At 48.6% G+C, this 16696-nt stretch carries 18 protein-coding genes; 5 read left to right on the top strand and 13 right to left on the bottom strand.

Going from position 1 to position 16696, the window contains the following annotated elements:
- Window positions 1–389: aminotransferase class III-fold pyridoxal phosphate-dependent enzyme (locus tag ACYC56_RS00710; protein WP_461372253.1), on the bottom strand; the 389-nt coding region annotated here is incomplete at its 3' end.
- A gap of 421 nt (window positions 390–810) precedes the next feature.
- Between ACYC56_RS00710 and ACYC56_RS00705 the strand changes: the two genes are divergently transcribed.
- Both ACYC56_RS00705 and ACYC56_RS00700 read left to right on the top strand, forming a co-directional pair.
- Window positions 811–1434, top strand: coding sequence for an LURP-one-related/scramblase family protein (locus ACYC56_RS00705; RefSeq protein WP_461372252.1), 624 nt, complete (start codon window positions 811–813; stop codon window positions 1432–1434).
- A 115-nt stretch (window positions 1435–1549) separates the two neighbouring features.
- Complete coding sequence (locus ACYC56_RS00700) at window positions 1550–1915, top strand: STAS domain-containing protein (protein ID WP_461372251.1); 366 nt, start codon at window positions 1550–1552, stop codon at window positions 1913–1915.
- Window positions 1916–1965: 50 nt separating this feature from the next.
- Here the strand turns inward: ACYC56_RS00700 and ACYC56_RS00695 are convergent, their stop codons facing one another.
- The 3 genes from ACYC56_RS00695 to ACYC56_RS00685 all read right to left on the bottom strand — a co-directional run bounded on the left by ACYC56_RS00695 (window position 1966) and on the right by ACYC56_RS00685 (window position 4748).
- A complete protein-coding gene (locus ACYC56_RS00695; protein WP_461372250.1) occupies window positions 1966–2343 on the bottom strand; it encodes a PP2C family protein-serine/threonine phosphatase in 378 nt (125 codons plus the stop codon).
- The gene (locus ACYC56_RS00690) at window positions 2283–4382 is read right to left on the bottom strand and encodes a PAS domain S-box protein (RefSeq protein ID WP_461372249.1); all 2100 of its coding nucleotides are present in this window, start codon (window positions 4380–4382) and stop codon (window positions 2283–2285) included. The genes ACYC56_RS00695 and ACYC56_RS00690 overlap by 61 nt, the downstream gene beginning before the upstream one ends.
- 120 nt (window positions 4383–4502) lie before the next feature.
- Window positions 4503–4748, bottom strand: coding sequence for a GNAT family N-acetyltransferase (locus tag ACYC56_RS00685; RefSeq protein ID WP_461372248.1), 246 nt, complete (start codon window positions 4746–4748; stop codon window positions 4503–4505).
- A 146-nt stretch (window positions 4749–4894) separates the two neighbouring features.
- On the opposite strand from ACYC56_RS00685, the gene ACYC56_RS00680 reads away from it, so the two are divergent.
- Complete coding sequence (locus ACYC56_RS00680; protein WP_461372247.1) at window positions 4895–5611, top strand: hypothetical protein; 717 nt, start codon at window positions 4895–4897, stop codon at window positions 5609–5611.
- Window positions 5612–5648: 37 nt separating this feature from the next.
- Here ACYC56_RS00680 and ACYC56_RS00675 read toward each other — a convergent pair whose 3' ends face one another.
- From ACYC56_RS00675 to ACYC56_RS00635, 9 genes are all read right to left on the bottom strand, one after another.
- The gene (locus ACYC56_RS00675; protein ID WP_461372246.1) at window positions 5649–6089 is read right to left on the bottom strand and encodes an SRPBCC family protein; all 441 of its coding nucleotides are present in this window, start codon (window positions 6087–6089) and stop codon (window positions 5649–5651) included.
- A 102-nt stretch (window positions 6090–6191) separates the two neighbouring features.
- Window positions 6192–6422: a hypothetical protein gene (locus ACYC56_RS00670; RefSeq protein WP_461372245.1), complete on the bottom strand. Its 231-nt coding sequence runs from the start codon at window positions 6420–6422 to the stop codon at window positions 6192–6194.
- A 167-nt stretch (window positions 6423–6589) separates the two neighbouring features.
- Window positions 6590–8275 carry an NAD(P)-binding protein gene (locus ACYC56_RS00665; protein WP_461372244.1) on the bottom strand — a complete coding sequence of 562 codons (1686 nt, stop codon included), beginning with the start codon at window positions 8273–8275 and terminating at the stop codon, window positions 6590–6592.
- A 127-nt stretch (window positions 8276–8402) separates the two neighbouring features.
- Window positions 8403–8651, bottom strand: coding sequence for a hypothetical protein (locus tag ACYC56_RS00660; RefSeq protein WP_461372243.1), 249 nt, complete (start codon window positions 8649–8651; stop codon window positions 8403–8405).
- Window positions 8652–8663: 12 nt separating this feature from the next.
- The gene (dsrB, locus tag ACYC56_RS00655) at window positions 8664–9743 is read right to left on the bottom strand and encodes a dissimilatory-type sulfite reductase subunit beta (protein ID WP_461372242.1); all 1080 of its coding nucleotides are present in this window, start codon (window positions 9741–9743) and stop codon (window positions 8664–8666) included.
- Window positions 9744–9803: 60 nt separating this feature from the next.
- A complete protein-coding gene (gene dsrA / locus ACYC56_RS00650; protein WP_461372241.1) occupies window positions 9804–10991 on the bottom strand; it encodes a dissimilatory-type sulfite reductase subunit alpha in 1188 nt (395 codons plus the stop codon).
- A 270-nt stretch (window positions 10992–11261) separates the two neighbouring features.
- On the bottom strand, window positions 11262–11555 hold the full coding sequence (locus ACYC56_RS00645; RefSeq protein WP_461372240.1) for a hypothetical protein: 294 nt from the start codon (window positions 11553–11555) through the stop codon (window positions 11262–11264).
- Window positions 11556–11903: 348 nt separating this feature from the next.
- Window positions 11904–12236 carry a TusE/DsrC/DsvC family sulfur relay protein gene (locus tag ACYC56_RS00640; protein ID WP_461372239.1) on the bottom strand — a complete coding sequence of 111 codons (333 nt, stop codon included), beginning with the start codon at window positions 12234–12236 and terminating at the stop codon, window positions 11904–11906.
- 234 nt (window positions 12237–12470) lie between these two features.
- Window positions 12471–13841: a cobyrinate a,c-diamide synthase gene (locus ACYC56_RS00635; RefSeq protein ID WP_461372238.1), complete on the bottom strand. Its 1371-nt coding sequence runs from the start codon at window positions 13839–13841 to the stop codon at window positions 12471–12473.
- A gap of 123 nt (window positions 13842–13964) precedes the next feature.
- On the opposite strand from ACYC56_RS00635, the gene ACYC56_RS00630 reads away from it, so the two are divergent.
- Both ACYC56_RS00630 and ACYC56_RS00625 read left to right on the top strand, forming a co-directional pair.
- Entirely contained in the window at window positions 13965–15191 is a 1227-nt protein-coding gene (locus ACYC56_RS00630) for an MFS transporter (RefSeq protein WP_461372237.1), read from the top strand.
- Between the two features lies 1 nt (window position 15192).
- Complete coding sequence (locus ACYC56_RS00625; protein WP_461372236.1) at window positions 15193–16686, top strand: ASKHA domain-containing protein; 1494 nt, start codon at window positions 15193–15195, stop codon at window positions 16684–16686.
- Window positions 16687–16696 lie beyond the last annotated feature (10 nt).

Below are 16696 nucleotides of genomic sequence, written 5' to 3'. Positions count from 1 at the left end.
CTGTTGCCGATAAACGAGTAGGTCAAATCCCCGGGGGTGATTTTGGCGAGCCGCTCGCAGAGATCGGCCATCGGCTTGTTCATGATGGTGCGGGCGCTGGTCTGAGCGATCATCTTAAGCTGCTCTTCAACCGCTTTGACCACCTTGGGATGGCAATACCCGAGGTTATAGACACCGTGGCCGCTTAAAAAATCCACATATTTGTGTCCTTTGATATCATACATATACGGCCCTTCGGTCTTTACCTCGACCGTAGTCCCGAGAAACCTCATAAGACGCGCAAAACCGGGGTTTACATACTTCTCATATTTTTCGAGGGTTTCCTCTATTATCTGCTCGGCTTCCGCTTCTGGCACTTCTTTACCTAAATCGATCAGCTCTTCCTTCATTGCCGCCTCCAAGTCTGGTAACTGATTTTGTTAATAGCGTCGATCATATAGCGCAATTGGCTTGCGTAGCATAGACTGTTTAAGCATAGATTTATTAAGCATTATACTATTAGATGATTACGATGATTACGATGATTACTACTTACAGTAAAGCAAACATCTATAGGTCTTAAGTCTCTATTATAACCGACTTTTGATAGGCGCAGTGTGATTTTGTGCATGGCAATGAGTACTTTGTAGTACTTCGCCTCCTAATCTTCTAAAGTAAGCTTTTGCTTGGTTCGATATAGTAGTAGCCTTGCGGTGAGCCATGTTTATCACCGATTGTCATTATTCTAACAGCTGATAACGCTTCTTAGGTAACCGTCGGCAAATACTTTATGACACCAAGTTTATGATCAATAAGGAGGAGAACAAGTTTATGACGAACGAAGCAATTGATTACACTGCCACCGATTCTAAGCCCGTGGCAACCGCATTTCAGGATACAAAATACCTGGTTCGCAAAAAAGTTTTTAAACTATTCGGAGGGGCTTTTCATATCTACGATTCAAACAACCAACTGGCCTTCTACTCAAAGATGAAAGCCTTCAAGCTAAGAGAGGACATTCGACTTTACGCCGACGAGAGCATGCAAACCGAGGTTCTTACTATCAAAGCCCGCAAAATCCTCGATGTCTCCTCGGCCTACGATGTAATCGATCCGGCGACGAACGAAAAGGTCGGCGTATTGAAAAGAAAAGGTCTCAAGTCTATGTTCATAGATGAGTGGCTCTTTATGGATGCCAACGACCAAGAGATAGGTTTTATAAAGGAAGATAGCTTAGTTCTAGCTTTAATTCGTCGTTTCCTGGTCAATTTGATCCCGCAGAAATATCATGGGGATGTCAATGGCACACCGGTCTGCACCTTCCAGCAGAATTTCAACCCGTTCGTTATGAAAATAACGCTCGATTTTGCACAGGACACCCAAGGGCTCCTGGATAGGCGCCTGGGAATAGCTGCAGCAGTTCTTCTGTGCGCAGTCGAAGGAAAACAGCAGTAAACTCTACGATTCGTTTGATTCCGGGCGAACATGAATATCCAACTGGTTAAACGGAAATAAGTATATGACTGTGAAGATAGATTTCATTGCTTGAAGCATGACAGAGAGGATGCCCATGGCAGAAGAAAGAAGGCTCAGAATCGAGATTACAGAGCAAAAAAGCATCACGACCGTGCTCTTCTCGGGAACCTACGATGAAGAGGACATCGTGCTGATGAAAGAAATGCTCAATGCGCTTATCAGAAACAACAGGCTAAAACTTATTCTTGAATTCGGTAGTCTTGAAACATTAAACGAGAACGCCCTTGATTACCTTGGTGAGGTGCATAGCCGGGTCGCAAAACTTGGCGGCTCTGTTGTCCTGGCTTGCCCATCTGAAAGCCAACAAGCGGTATGTGAGCGGCTAAAACGTACTTATGGTTTCTTAGTGTTTAGTAGTTTTGATGAAGCCCGCGAGTACTTCATCGGCCGAGAGTTTTGATTGTTCTTATATTTCGAAATTGAGCCTTGCCAATGTTTGTATAGCTGTCCTTACCCGGGCCTTAATGAAACTGCAAGGATGGCTAGGTCATCGGATAATTTATTTTGGGTATATTCGATAACCGCTTTAAATATCGGCTGAGGTAATTGCGTTGCCGATATCGGCCCCATATCTTTTATTCTTTTTATGAGCCGCTCCTCGCCAAAGAACCCTCCATCGCACCTCGCCTCGATCACGCCATCGGTATACAGGACTAAAACGTTGTCTTTCTCTAACACAGTCTGCTCCTCCTCGAAATTAAGGTAAGGAAAAGCACCTATAACCGGTGAATTGGCTGCTAGGAGTAGAGGTTCGGATGTTCCCCTCTTTATGACGGGCGGTGGATGCCCTGCATTGCAGTAGGTAAGAGTTCCCGTCGCCCTATCCAATATTCCAAATTCCCTGGTAATATAAGCAGCGCCTCTTGTAACGTATCAGCGATAGTTCTCTCCACCCCGTACAGGCGCGCGTTTTCTAGGGCAAGAGAAACTGAAGTTCCCAGCTTTGTTATAAAATCGATCTGGGCATCGTCAAAGCTAACCTGTCTCGACCGGTACTCAAAATAAAGAATCCCGATTACACTATCTTTTACTACCAAGGGAACACCGATCAGGGAGCGAATCCCAAGACGCTTTATCTCAGCATTATTGATTCGTTCATCTGTGTAGGCGTCGGGAATGGCAATAGTTTTTCTATATCTTGCTATTAACGATGCAGCAATCGTCTCTTCATCCGTGTATCGTTTTCCAACCAGGTCTAGGGGCAACCCGTGAACATACCGGGGAACCCAGTAGGAATCTTCACGCATAACGATTACCGTGGTCTCGGCGCCTATCGCTTCTGTCGCCTCGGTTCCGATGGTCTGAAGGATCATGTTAAAGTCAAGGGTTGAGGTTATGGAAGCGTTGATATCATCAAGGGCGTTGCTTAGCGCTTCTGTCCGTTTACGTCTTGTAATCTCGGTAAAGGCGATAACGGCACCTTTGATGAGCCCATTTTCGAGGATCGGATACGCTGAGTATTCGACTGGAAAGGACGTCCCGTCTTTTCGCCAGAATACCTCGGTATCAATGCGGACTCCTTTGCCGGTCTTTGTGGTATTGATAATTGGGCATTCGTTTATTGGATATGAGGAGCCATCGCTGCGTTTATAGTGAATTAAATCATGCACGATTTTCCCCATGACCTCATCAGGCTCGAATCCAGTCATCCTTGATGCCGAACTGTTAAACAACGTGCCCCGGTATTCAGGGTCTATTCCAAGGATACCTTCGTCCGTCGAGTCGAGCAATGACTGCATTCTGCTGGTAAGCCCCGCTAGTTCCGCCGTGCGCTCTTCTACCCTTTTCTCCAATTCATCGCGCGCCCTGCGAAGTTCTTCCACTTTTTGCTTCAGATTAACTCTTGCCATATCCAGTGAAGTGGCAACGTCTTCGATCTCATCCCCTGTGCTAACCTCAACCGGCTCATCAAAATTACCTTCCCCTACCGCCCTTGCTCTTGCTACAAGCACTGAAAGCGAGCCGACGATGCCGCGGGCTATGTTGATGCTTATCGCAAGAGCAAGCAGTAAAAATACGGTCGCCGCAACGGCCGATTCTATTGCGGTTCGCCTGACGTGGAGCAGCGCCCTATTGCTGTCAATAGAAGACCCCGCGGCCCAGCCAAGACCGCTGATGGGAACCTCGGCTACAAGGCTTACCCTCCCGGTAGATGGGAAGACAAAGTCGGTGGCTGTTGCACTTTTCCCAGATAAGGCTCTCTTAACAAAACCGTAGCGGCCCCAAGACGGCATGGTTAACGGAAGATTATGAAACTCACTTTGATAAATAAGGCGTCCGTTGGAATCGATGATATTCGCTCCCCCGGTTATGACCGGTGCCGGTAATGCGCTATTTAGACTAGCCACGTTAACAAATGCAGCGACGATGCCCTGAAGCCGCCCACCGCTTTCAATAGCTCGGGTCACATGAAAGCCGATTTTATTTTCGTGACGCTCGGCCGGCTCGATGCTGGTTTGCTTTTTATCGAGAATAACCGCCGCAATAGCCGGATGCTTTGATAGGTTCTGGCCCAAAATCCTGCTATCGGTAGACGAAATAACCCGACCGGATGAGTCCATGAAAACCGCATGATCAAGGGGATAGTTTGAAGTTAGCTCGCTAAGGGCAATTGCCGCTTTTGCCGATGGATACTGATTATCGACGATTGCTCGTCCAACCGGATTCATCATTTTACCCAGGTCTATAATAAAAAGAGCGAAGCTCGTGCCGGTTAGTTGGGCTATCTCGGTTCGCTCCAGCAGCGCCCTATCGACCCTTCCACGGTACCAGCTATAATATGTTGCAGTAATAATCGCCATGAGCGGTATGGCTATAATAAAGTAAATAACTATGAGCTTGCGGGTAATGCTTAACCTTCGCATCATCTTGGCACCCTTGCTAATCTCCCTAGAGCATTTACTATAAGGACCATCGAAAATAGTATTTGGATGTGCTTGCAATCACTCAGCGCATGATTACCCCACTAGTGTTTACCCAAAAGCGCTTTACGAATTCTTCAACGGAAGAATGAAATTTACCATTTCTTCGCGCTCTTTCCAGCCGGTTTTCGCATAGAAACTCCGTTCATACGATTCCCTGTGTCGCCCATTATTAAGCATCAGCCGCGAGCATCCATGTGCCACCGCTAATTCCTTAGCTTTTCCTAAGAGCATTCGGCCGATGCCTTTGTTGCGCTCAGGCTCAAGAACGATAAGCTCGGATATATATCCTTCCGGGGCAGGCAAAAACAAATAAGGGAGCCAGTGGACTGTAATCTATATTATTATAATATAACAAACGAATACGCCACAATCCTTGCATCACGCGGCGTTATAAATATCTTGAAAGACCATCGCTGAAAGACCGTAGTATCAAGGCAACCTATGAAGGCGGCCTTGTGTTCTCGGCTTATCCTGAGCCCTCTACAGAAAAAGGGCAGCTGGAGCACTTCAAGCAAGTGGTAAATCAACCAAAGAATCGTTTCTCAAACCTTATCAAGATACATGGAAACCCCGCTTGTGGATCAAATCCAAATATCACAGAAGGTCTGTTTGGTAAGCACCATAATCCAGGTAGCCTTGCCTGGTGGGAAGGCGGCGTTATGTACTCACTTATAGGCCCAGGAATAAAGCTAACTGATTTGATCGAGATAGCTGAATCTACAAAGTACCAAACGCAGCCCTTTTCCTCCCGCTATGACACTTATCCCTTATTAATAAGGAGTGGGGAAAGTGAACTACAACAAGACATAGAGCAACATTCGGTAAAAGTTGAGAGTGTTGCAGAAGCTCAAGAACTGTTGGGCTACGATGTCCCCTTCACCGCAAAAGCGAATGATCGCAAGCTAATAGGTATATACGTTGAGGAGAACCGAATACTGTACCTGCGGTATCAGGGCGATATCTACGTAGTCTACCATGCAGAATCGGGCTCGATGTCCAGCAACCTAACGGTTCGAGGGTTCAAAGGCCATGGGGCTGATTCGGTGGATGGTTCGAGCCTCGCCTGGTATGAAAATGGTCGCTTTATCCAAATCGTGGGCCCCAAAGGTGTTAGGTTACCTGAGCTGCCAACAATTGCGAAATCAATGGGCTGGCAAGGCGACCTAAAATAGATTGGTTAAAAATACCCTGATTGGACAATTGGCGGCCTTAGCCGCCAGAACGTCGCTCTGCTCTCTCCTTTAGTGCACGATTCATCTCTTCGAAGCCACGCAGCGTTTCTCTTAAAATGCCGCCAGTGAAAGGGACGAGTAAGCCTGAGAATTGTTCCTGCTGAGTGAGCCGAACGTGGTTCTCGTCAAGCTGCTCGATGGTGAAGCTGTGCTCACCATCAAATAAGCCCTTTATCCATAGCTTTCCCAACCATCGAAGCTCACGGTTAGATACAACGCTAAGGACGGTGGGTCGAAATTCCATACCCCTTGCTCTAGGAGGCTGCAGGTATACTTTAAGCCGCTCCCCAACTTCCGCTTTTCCGCTGATTCGACGTATAAATGGATTCCAGGTCGGATACGCAGGAAAATCGATAAGGATTTGCCACACTGTTTCAGCGGACGTATTTATATCGATCTGTGATCTCAGCTCTCTCACGCATCCCTACTTTGATCGCTTTTTCTTGTTTACCACTATATTCGTGTCATACCCAAGTCAGGGGTCGTGTGATCAGATAAGAGCATCGTATTCTTGGAAGAGTTAGTGAGTGTCGCCCGATTCTTGCTGCTCGGTTTTCTCTTCTTTTTGATACTCAACCGCAGCTTTTTTCTCTTGAAATAATATTTGGTCGTAGGCCGACAAAGCGCTCGACAACATCGCGCCGCCTGCGCCCTCCCTATAGAAGGTCGTCCAGCCTCTTTTATCCGTCCATTTTGTCAGCAGGATTAACCCGCCGACTATGACAATGACAAGAATGATTTTTAAGACCATGGTTAAAGTTTAGCACAAAGAGGCAGAACGCTTTGATTTTCAACTACCCCCGCTAAACCACGTTGATTGTTTTTCATCATACGATCATATAAAGACCCGCCTCTTTGCTCTTTATCGCATTAGAGGCGGGTCTTTGGAGTATGAATGTGGCTAAACGAATAGCCTCACTATGTCATGTCGATGTAGTTGCAAGGGCACTCTTCGGCGCACTTCTTGCAGCCTACACAGATATCAAGGTTCATCTTGTAGCGTGCTTCGAACTCGTGCTTCTCCGGCGTCTTCTTAAAGACGCTGTAGGTGCAGAAGTTGTAGCAGTTGCCGCAGTCGAAGCACATACCGCAGCTTAAGCAGCGTTTTGTCTCTTCGATTGCCGCCTCATTGACGAGAGTTGAAACGACCTCGTCAAAGTTGCTTGTGCGGTTTGAAACAGCCATGTGCTGCTTCTCTGCACGCGGCAGACCCGTGTAATAGGTCATCGCCATCGTCGAGTACTTTACCACTTTCGGCGGATACACCTTCGGCATATCCTCGCCCTTAACGAAAGCATCGATAGCCCTCGCCGCATTGTGGCCGAGGCCGACCGCTTCGGTTACCGTACCGAGTTTGTTGGTGACATCGCCGCCTGCAAACACTGCTGCATCGCTTGTCTGACCGAACGCACTCTGCGTGGTAATCCAGCCGTTCTCGTTAAAGCTCTCGAGACCCGCAAAATCCGGACCCTGGCCGATAGCCGGGATAACCATATCCGCGTCGATGACATATTCCGAGCCCTCGACCGGTACAGGCCTTCTACGACCGCTCGCATCCGGCTCGCCAAGCTCCATCTTCTGGCACTTGAGCCCTGTGACCTTGCCGCCATCGCTGATTACTTCAACCGGCGCAGCGAGAAACTCGATATGAATTCCTTCATCCTCGGTATCTTTGACTTCTTCGTCAAGCGCTGGCATTTCCTCTTTTGTCCTACGATAAACGACCTGTGCTGTTGCTCCGAGCCTTAGGGCAACCCTCGCTGCATCAACTGCGCTGTTACCGCCGCCGATGACTAGCACTTTTTTGCCCTTAAGATCCATGCTCTCGCCCGCATTGGCTTTGTGCAAGAACTCTACGGCGTTCATCACGCCTTCTGCGTCCTCACCCGGAACGCCTACCTTCCAGCCTACATGCGCACCGATTCCAACGAATATCGCTTTGTATTCTTTTTTCAAGTCGTCGACAGAGATGTCTTTGCCGACTTTGGTGTTGTACTTGATCTCAACACCGAGCGCTTCTATCTTCGCAACCTCGGCGTCGATAATATCATCGGGAAGCCTGTATGTTGGGATACCGTACCTCAACATACCGCCCGATTTATCGAACGCTTCGAATATCGTTACCGGATAACCTCGTCTTGCAAGCTGGAACGCGGCAGAGAGTCCGGCCGGACCAGAACCTATAACAGCGATCTTCTCTGAGCGAGTCTCATCTGTTATCTTCTGATGCTGCAGGTTGTTTTGGATTCCGAAATCTCCGAGGAATCGTTCGATCTGATTTATCGAAACGGCCTCGTCTTTTTCTTTTCTATTACAGTCGCCCTCGCAAAAATGCGGGCAGACTCTTCCAAGAACAGCCGGCAACGGATTCGTATCCGTCAGTATTCTCCATGCCTGTTCGTACGATTCCTCGTAGCTTCTCCCATAGTACTCAGTCTGAGCGATCGATGTCAGAAACGACCGTATGGCATTGCTACTAGGACAGGCGTTCTTGCAAGGCGGAGTTTTTTCGTTGTACGCCGGCCTTAGATACGCGTCGTCGCCCGAATGGCTATAACTAACCGCGCCTACTGGCCGCTTCCTTGTTTTTAGTACTACCGCCATATTTCCCTCCTTTTGCTCTCAGGCGTCACCACACCGCCGTTTAAGGCAGCTTAGTGAAAGCCCTTCTCCTTTTACCGGTGTGTTTACGCCTAAGCGAATATCGTGATTACTTATTTACCCTAGCTTATTAGTTAGCGGAGCCCTCTGTATGGGGAAGCTCGATTGAACTTCCGCCAAAGTAACCATAGATACACCGGCCGGAGTCAATAAGTTGCTTGATTGCGTCCTTACAATCCTGCTTGGATACTTTGTCACCATACTTTGCGATCATCGCTTTCGTAAGGTCGGTTGCTTTTAGCTTCTTCTGTCCTGCGCTCTCGGCAACCAGATTGTACATATCCTCCGCAACTTGCTCGACAGTAATTTCTCCAGCCATGTTACACTCCTCCTAATATCTATTCTGTAGCGACCTTCTGTAGGTCGTACCGGCATGCCTGAAGTCGTCGATGTGGTATTTTGTAAACTCAATACCTGTCAAATCGAAGAACTTCGGCCAGCCTATCCTGTTAATCCACTCGCCCATACGCTCGTAAGGTTTAGCGTTCTTGGCGTAAACTTCCACGATGTTCTTGACCGCATCGGTAACCTCCGGCCACCGCGGCGGGTTGTTCGGGATATATGGAATAGCCAATTTTGTAAACATCGGCTCTGTCCTGGCGTTCGATATTTTGCCTCCGACCCAGATCGACACACCGTCGTTCAGGGCGTCGGAAATCGGCATCGCCGGGCAGACCGTGTAGCAGTTACCGCAGTACATGCACTTATCCTCGTCAACTTTAACAGTTGCTCTTCCCTCGATCGATGTCGGCCTGATCGCGTTGTTCGGGCACGATGCAACGGTCGTCGGAATCTCGCAGAGGTTCGGCAACAAGTTGTGGTCGATCCTCGGTGGCGTCCTGTGTACGCCAAGGATAGCGATGTCTGATGCGTGGACGGCGCCGCACATGTTCAAGCAACATGCAACAGCGATTCTTAGCTTATGCGGTAACTTCATCGAGGTGAAGTACTCGTGCAACTCGTCCATAACAACTTTGACAAGACCTGAAGCATCGGTTGCCGATGAGTGGCAATGTACCCAGCCTTGCGTGTGGACAATGTTCGATATCGCATTGTTCGTACCGCCGACGAGCGTGCCGTAATCCTCAAGATCCTTTTTCAAAGGAGCGATATTGTCCTTGTTTGCGAGCAGGAACTCGATATTGTTCCTACTGGTAAACCTTAGGTATCCATCAGCGTACTTATCAGCAAGCTCGGTCATTTTTCTTACAAAGTTCGTGCTGATCAACCTCGGTGATGCTGCGCGAACCGTATATATAGCGTCCCCTGATTCCGCGACGTGAACAAGTATGCCTGCGTCCAATGTCTCATGGAATTTCCATGTGCCGTAGTTGGCTTTGATAATCGGATGCAAGAATTGCTCATAACTCGGTGGGCCTATATCCGTTTTTCTCTGTGTCGTAGTCGACATGTATTCTACCTCCTATACAAAGTTTTAATCTCTTAAGCAATAGTGCTTACTATTGCTAGCCTATTTCTCTTCCTCGTAGTATTCCTCGTAGAAGATGTACGGATTGTCTCTAGGCTGCTTGACCATTTGCGGCACCGGGTCGAGCCCAACGCCCTCGATGAAGGTAGCAAGACCTATACGCTCTATGCACTCACCGATTCTCTCTCTGTTCTTGCCGTGCTCATCCCAGAACTCCCAGATTCTCTCTAGAAGATCGTGGAATTCTTCAAATGGAGCTTCCATTGGCATGAAAGGTACCATAACCGAACCGAACAGTGCACCGTCAACGATCGGGGCCTTGGCACCGAGTGTGATGGCTACGCCTTTCTCTGTACCGACACGAAGAGCTTTCGACATTGTGTTGATGCAGTGCATGCACTTTACACAATTGCTGTTATCGATCTTAATCTCTTTGCCCTCTACGCTTATGCAACCGGTCGGGCATTTTTCTACTACGAATTCCTGAACGTTGAATCCAGAATCTACGTATTTTGCAAACTCTGCCTGGTCAATCCGGATATCGTCTTTCCAGATACCGATAACGCCCATGTCCGAACGCGCTATAGCAGCGGTACAATCATTCGGGCAACCAGACGCTTTGATTTTATACTTATAGTTGAACATCGGCCTGTGCAGCTCATCCTGATATTTATGTGTAACATCATAGGTGAACGCCAAGGTATCGAAACATGCGTTCTCGCACCTTGCCGGGCCTACACAACAGCTTGGGGTTCTAAGGTCTGAACCGGAACCCCCAAGATCCCAACCCTTCTCGGTAGCGGCCCTAAACGTAGGCTCAAGCTCATCTGAAACCGTTCCGAGCATAACTAGATCGCCCGTTGAGCCGTGCATATTGAGAAGACCCGAACCGTGCTCATCCCAAATATCCATAAGCTCGTTAAGGGCTTTTGATGTGTAGAACCAACCAGAGGTTTGGTTAATTCTAACCGTGTGGAAGTGAGAGACACCAGGGAACTCCTCCGGCAATGCCGAATACCTCCCGATAACACCTCCGCCGTACCCCATAACGCCTACCAAGCCGCCGTGTTTCCAGTAACCTCTTTTGTCACGGTACGACTTCTCGAGCTGACGTAACAAGTCTTTGACCATCGGCGATTTTCCGGCCATGCCTTTTAAGTCCGTAATAAAGCTTGGCCATGCTCCTTTTTCCAACTCGTCCAAGAGTGGAGTCTTTAGCTCGTCTGACATTTACTTAGCCTCCTTTTCTTTGTTGCGCTAACCTTTCGGTCTACGTACTGACTAGTTTCTCTATACTGGTGTAACTACCTTTGAAAACTCTAGTAACTCTGTAACTTCCGGCTTGTGCTCTTTTAAATAGCGGTATCGGCAAAAACTCTCCCGCTAAGATAAGCAGGATTCTTTCACCGATTACTCTTATAACATTTATGTCTTTCTTTAACCTGTTCTTGTTTTAACTGTTCTGGGGTTTCCGTGGACTTAATGGTAATATCGGCCATCTTACGCTATCCTTTCAAAGCCCGCATAAACCTCAAATGTGGTGAACCAGTTAAGCGCAGCGTTGGTTGTTGCGAAAAAGAACCTTAAATGTTTTATTAAAGCAAGCGCAAGGCCAAGATGAATTGCGTATCCAGTGTAGACAACCCCGGTGCCACCCACCGGAGCAGAGGTAAGAGGAATTTTCAATGGGGTCTGCGTTACTGCATACTTCCATATCTTGGTCATAGAACCCATAAGAAAAATAGCAAAAGCCAAGTATGTAAAAACACTATAAAACAACGATATACCGTCCATTTTCTCTTCCCTTTTTGTTTAAGGAGCCGTTGTCCCACGGATTGATTAATAAAGCCCGCTCGCCTTTAGCCGGTACCCCTAAGGCTTTCTAATAATATGCTACTATTGTTACATAACATAAACGCAAAAGATTTACCTGCTATGTTTTCCATGTAACCTAAAATTAGGAAAAAGCTTTCCGGAGTAATAGGATTATCTTTTGCAAGCTAAAACCTAATACCTGCTAAAGGCGTGCCCTTTGCTGCTCATACCTCGTAAGGTATGAGCCCTCTTAGTCAGAGACCGACCACTCTTAGCCCACGGTCGGTCTTCTGCAATCCTTCTACAATAGAAGTGAAAATATATTTCTTACACGCAACCCGTCGGTTTTGGAAGTCCGGCGATCTTACAAGCCTGAAGCGCAGGGCCTGCTGGATAGAGCTGATAAAGGTAAGCATTGCTGCCCTTCTCAGGACCGAACATCTTTTTCATTTCTTTGATCAAGATCTTGATCATAGGAGCGATTTTGTATTCCTGGTAGTAGTCGCGTAGAAAGTTAACAACCTCCCAGTGCGCCTCTGTCATCTCAACGCCTTCTTGCGTTGCAATGTAGTTGGCTACCCCTTCATTCCATTCGTCGAGGTTAGTTAGGTAACCGTCATCGTCCGTTTCGTAAACCTTGCCGTCTAGTTCGAAACTCATGTCTTTACCTCCTTGTTAATATTTTGTTTTCTCTTGTCTAATAGCTTTCTTAAAGAGCGGCTGTTAATTTGTAACTGTTCTCGGAAAAGAGTATGTACCAAATGTTACGTTGAGCTTAACAATTACACGACCTTTTGTCAATACCGTAACGAATAATATTTCAAGTTTTTGCTTCATAGATGAAGGCCGTTTTTAAATTGTTTTACCTGTCGTTTTTCTTCTGCGCAGGGTAGATCAAAGGTTAAATTCTACGTGTTTTACAAAAGCAACGAACTCTTCCGCCCATTGAGGTGCGCCCAGGCTATGCAGATGGGCATATGATGCTAACGTATTTCTATACACGATGCCATCATTCCTGCCATCCAGCCCTTTCCCGCGTGACAGTCTGTACGCGAATTTTACATCGCCCAGGTTGACGACTTCGGAGTAGTGAAATTCGTGGCCCGTGATCTCATAAGGCGCATCCATCCAGCTATCACCGGTAGTATTAAGCTTTATGTATCCGTGACCTTTTGGTTTTTCGTGCATAAGAACATCGCAGGGGATGCCGCCGACCATCTCTCTTGTAACGCCCTCCCATGAGATACCGCGAGCGAGATACATCAGGCCGCCGCATTCCGCGTAAACCGGCATGCCGGATTCGACCGCTTGCCTTATCTCTTCGCGCATGGAGCGGTTCTTCTCTAGCTCGGCCATGAACACCTCTGGAAATCCCCCGCCGATATACAGGCCGTTGAGATTATCCGGCAGGCGCTCGTCAAACATCGGGCTGAATGGAACCAACTCCGCTCCCGCCGCTTCAAGCGCATCGATATTTTCGGGGTAATAAAACGTAAATGCCGGATCGCGGGCTATGCCGAGTTTTACCGTCGACGCCGGCTTAACGACCGCGCTTGTTATTTCTTTATCAAGCGATGGGCTTGCTTTAGCTATCTGCATAAGCTTAGTAAGATCGGTGTGACGCTCGATAAGCGAACCGATCGAGGTTATTGTAGCCATAGCGGCTTCATCTTCCTTCGCGGGTTTGAGACCCAGGTGTCGTTGGATAATTCCTATCTCGGACGACCGTGGGATAGCGCCGACCACTTCGACATCGCAGTAACGCTCGATCGCAGCCCGCAGCTTTGATTCATGACGAGGTCCGGATACTCTATTCAGGACGACTCCCGCTATGTTTACGTCAGTCTCGAAGTTTTTAAAGCCCAGGATGAGCGGGGCGATGCTTCTAGTCATATTGCTGGTATCGATAATGAGGATAACCGGGGCTTTTATAAGCCGGGCTAGGTCAGCCGTGCTTCCTTTGCCGTCTACCTCCATCCCATCATAGAGACCCATGTTTCCCTCAACGATGTTGATGTCCGCTCCCGCTCCGCCGTTCTGCAGCGAGCGCTTTATGTTGTCCTCGCCGATCATAAAGAGATCGAGGTTGCGGCACTCCCTACCCGTCGCAGCCGATAGCCACATAGGGTCGATATAGTCCGGCCCTTTCTTAAACGGCTGCACTACATAACCCGCTTTCGTTAAAGCAGCACATAACCCTATGCTTAAAGTTGTTTTCCCCGAACTCCTGTGCGGAGCCGAGATAACAATTCGCGGCAACTGCACGTATTTGTTCTCCTTTTTTATATAGCCAAGAAACTATCAGCTTATTTATTTGTAACATGGACAAGATTTAATAGTCTACCTATACTACTATGTATTACCTGAACATCGCAGAGAGGAATGGTATTGGATTTAAGCGAGAACGTTGAAACTGCAGATTTTGAACAATCGAGAGTTCGGCCGGGTCACACAAGCAATACGACTATCGCCCTGCTTACCGGAAGCCACGCTGTAAACGACTCTTACATGAATCTTTTTCCACCGCTTCTGCCCTTCATAATCCCCGTGCTGGGTTTAAATATTTCTGAGGCCGGATGGCTTGCCGCCATATTTTCTGTCACGTCTTCTCTATCCCAACTGGCATTTGGATTCTTAACAGATCGAGTTGGGGGTCGTTTATTCGTCTTCCTTGGGCCGCTTATCGCCGGAATATTTATGTCGTCTATTGGAATGATCCACAGCTATACCCTGCTCGCTTTTGCCATAGCCATGGGCGGTCTTGGGGTAGCGGCGTTTCATCCTCCCGCCTCATCGACCGCTGGTTCGGTTGCGCACGAGAAGCGCGGCAAGATGATGTCGGTTTTTGTTCTTGGAGGCAACATCGGTATTGCGATAATGCCTCCCGTAGCCGTTAAGCTTGTGACCTTGTTTGGACTCACGATTACGCCGGTTCTCGCGATTCCGGGAATACTGGTCTCGGTATTGTTGTTTTTTAAAACCCCTGCCCTTACTGCAAATCGCCCCGCCAACGGGCAATCTTTCAGCGCGGCGGTTCGTGCAAATCCGGGTCCCTTCGTTAGCCTGCTTGGTACGGTTTCCTTCAGATCGTTCGCTTTCTTCAGCTTCTCAACGTTCCTCGCAAAACTGCTGATCGATCAGGGGTATACTCCAATGCTCGCGAGCTTATATCTCTCTATATTTATGTTTTCGGGAGCAATCGGCGGCCTTATCGGCGGCACCTTATCGGATCGCCTGGGGCGAAAGCCGGTAATTGCCGGGTCGCTTATGTTAAGCGTTCCGTTTTTGCAGTTATTCATGGTAACCAATGGCCCGCTGAAAGCCGTCTGGCTGGCGCTGGCGGGCGCTTCGATGCTGGCCCCGTTTTCGGTAACGGTCGTAGCGGCCCAAGAGATATTCCCTAACAGCAAGGCCGTGGCCTCAAGCCTGGCATTGGGATTCGGCCTGGGACTTGGCGGTCTTGGGGCCGGCGCTACCGGTCATCTCGCATCGGTGATTGGATTATCGAAAGCAATCACCCTGGTCAGCTTCTTGCCGATCGTCGCGGCCTTATTCGCCCTGGGATTGCCGGGCCGCGATTTCAAACTACAGTTAAAACCGAAGGATGCAACGTAGAATGATGACATTAACCAGAAAGTATTTTATCGTCGTTCCCGGTAGCTCACTGGACAACAACAAAGCGGACATAGACCGGGCTGCTGCCGTTTTAAGGGAAGTGACCGGTGCGAATGAGATAACCTGGCCTTTGGATATCATGGGGGCGACCTCAAAGATCATCCGTGCATCGGCAGGCAAGATTACTGTCACAGTTGCGGTTAATAATGACCGTTTACATGCGGTGTCCGTCGAGGCCGGTGATACTACGGGGTTGCATTTCGGGCTTGCCGTCGATCTTGGGACCACGGTGGTAGCGGTAGAGCTGGTCGACCTGACAAACGGGAAAACGCTAGCCAGCGACGGTGAGGTCAACGGCCAGGTGCAGTTCGGCGAAGATCTACTTTCACGCCTCCACGTTGCGGGCCAGGGCGGGGTCGATAAACTTCATGCGGCTCTTTTGGACACGATAAACGGCTTGATTATAAAAACCTGCGCTTCTGCCGGTATTGAGTCGAGCCAAATATCAGCGGTAACTGTTGCCGGAAACACTTCGATGATGCACACGTTTCTAGGGATCGATCCTTCACCGATTCGGTTCGAACCGTATACGCCGGCTATAAACCATGTCCCGCGCCTCTCGGCCAAAGAGCTAGGATTGGATGTGTTGCCTAATGCGACCGTTTATGTCTTCCCGAGTGTGGGCGGCTATTTTGGCGGAGATTTAATTTCCGGCGCCGTGGCATCGGGCATCTCGCAGGCCGAAGAGATATCGCTTCTTCTCGATATAGGTACGAACGTAGAAGTTATCCTGGGCAACAAAGATTGGCTTTTAGCGCTGGCAGGTTCGGCGGGCCCGGCGCTTGAAGGGGGCGTTGCCGAATGTGCGCGTCGCGCCGCTCCGGGCGCCATCGAGCGTGTGGTAATCGACCGGGCAACGCTCGAGCCGTCATATAAGTCAATAGGAAAATCACCGGCCTACGGGTTATGCGGCTCAGGGCTGATCGATGTCATTGCGCAGCTCTACCTGTCGGGATTGATGGATAGCACCGGACGGTTCGTCCTCGAAAAGAAAACGGACCGGTGGCGCACGATAAACGGCCGCACCGCCTACCTAATTACGGATGGTGATGAAAAGAACGGTATTCCGCCGACCTATATTACCGAGAAAGATATCCAGAACTTGCTGAGAACGAAGGCCGCTATGGTTGCGGCGCTTACGATTCTGCTCAAAAGCGTCGGATTACAGCTCGATGATATCCGGCGCATTTACACCGCAGGTTCTTTCGGCATTAATCTCTCGGTCGATTCTGCGACGACGATCGGCCTTTATCCAAGATTACCGGCAGAACGTTTTACCCAGCTTGGTAACGGTTCTTTACTTGGTGCCCGAAAAACCCTACTCGATAGTTCGATGATGGTGGAAGCCGAACGAATTGCGGATAAGATTACTTATCTTGAGCTAAACGTTCACCCTGAGTTTATGGAGATATTCAGGTCCGCAAGCTATATCTAACCAGATAAAA

Source organism: Candidatus Aquicultor sp. (genome assembly GCF_054640775.1).
This window is presented reverse-complemented; position numbering and strand designations above follow the sequence as displayed.

Excerpts from the sequence above, each read along its gene's own strand:
- ACYC56_RS00660 (WP_461372243.1), bottom strand. The coding sequence starts at position 8,651 with ATGGCTGGAGAAATTACTGTCGAGCAAGTTGCGGAGGATATGTACAAT.
- ACYC56_RS00705 (WP_461372252.1), top strand. The coding sequence starts at position 811 with ATGACGAACGAAGCAATTGATTACACTGCCACCGATTCTAAGCCCGTG.
- ACYC56_RS00645 (WP_461372240.1), bottom strand. The coding sequence starts at position 11,555 with ATGGACGGTATATCGTTGTTTTATAGTGTTTTTACATACTTGGCTTTT.
- ACYC56_RS00640 (WP_461372239.1), bottom strand. The coding sequence starts at position 12,236 with ATGAGTTTCGAACTAGACGGCAAGGTTTACGAAACGGACGATGACGGT.
- dsrA (WP_461372241.1), bottom strand. The coding sequence starts at position 10,991 with ATGTCAGACGAGCTAAAGACTCCACTCTTGGACGAGTTGGAAAAAGGA.
- ACYC56_RS00690 (WP_461372249.1), bottom strand. The coding sequence starts at position 4,382 with ATGATGCGAAGGTTAAGCATTACCCGCAAGCTCATAGTTATTTACTTT.
- ACYC56_RS00625 (WP_461372236.1), top strand. The coding sequence starts at position 15,193 with ATGATGACATTAACCAGAAAGTATTTTATCGTCGTTCCCGGTAGCTCA.
- ACYC56_RS00665 (WP_461372244.1), bottom strand. The coding sequence starts at position 8,275 with ATGGCGGTAGTACTAAAAACAAGGAAGCGGCCAGTAGGCGCGGTTAGT.
- ACYC56_RS00670 (WP_461372245.1), bottom strand. The coding sequence starts at position 6,422 with ATGGTCTTAAAAATCATTCTTGTCATTGTCATAGTCGGCGGGTTAATC.
- ACYC56_RS00700 (WP_461372251.1), top strand. The coding sequence starts at position 1,550 with ATGGCAGAAGAAAGAAGGCTCAGAATCGAGATTACAGAGCAAAAAAGC.
- dsrB (WP_461372242.1), bottom strand. The coding sequence starts at position 9,743 with ATGTCGACTACGACACAGAGAAAAACGGATATAGGCCCACCGAGTTAT.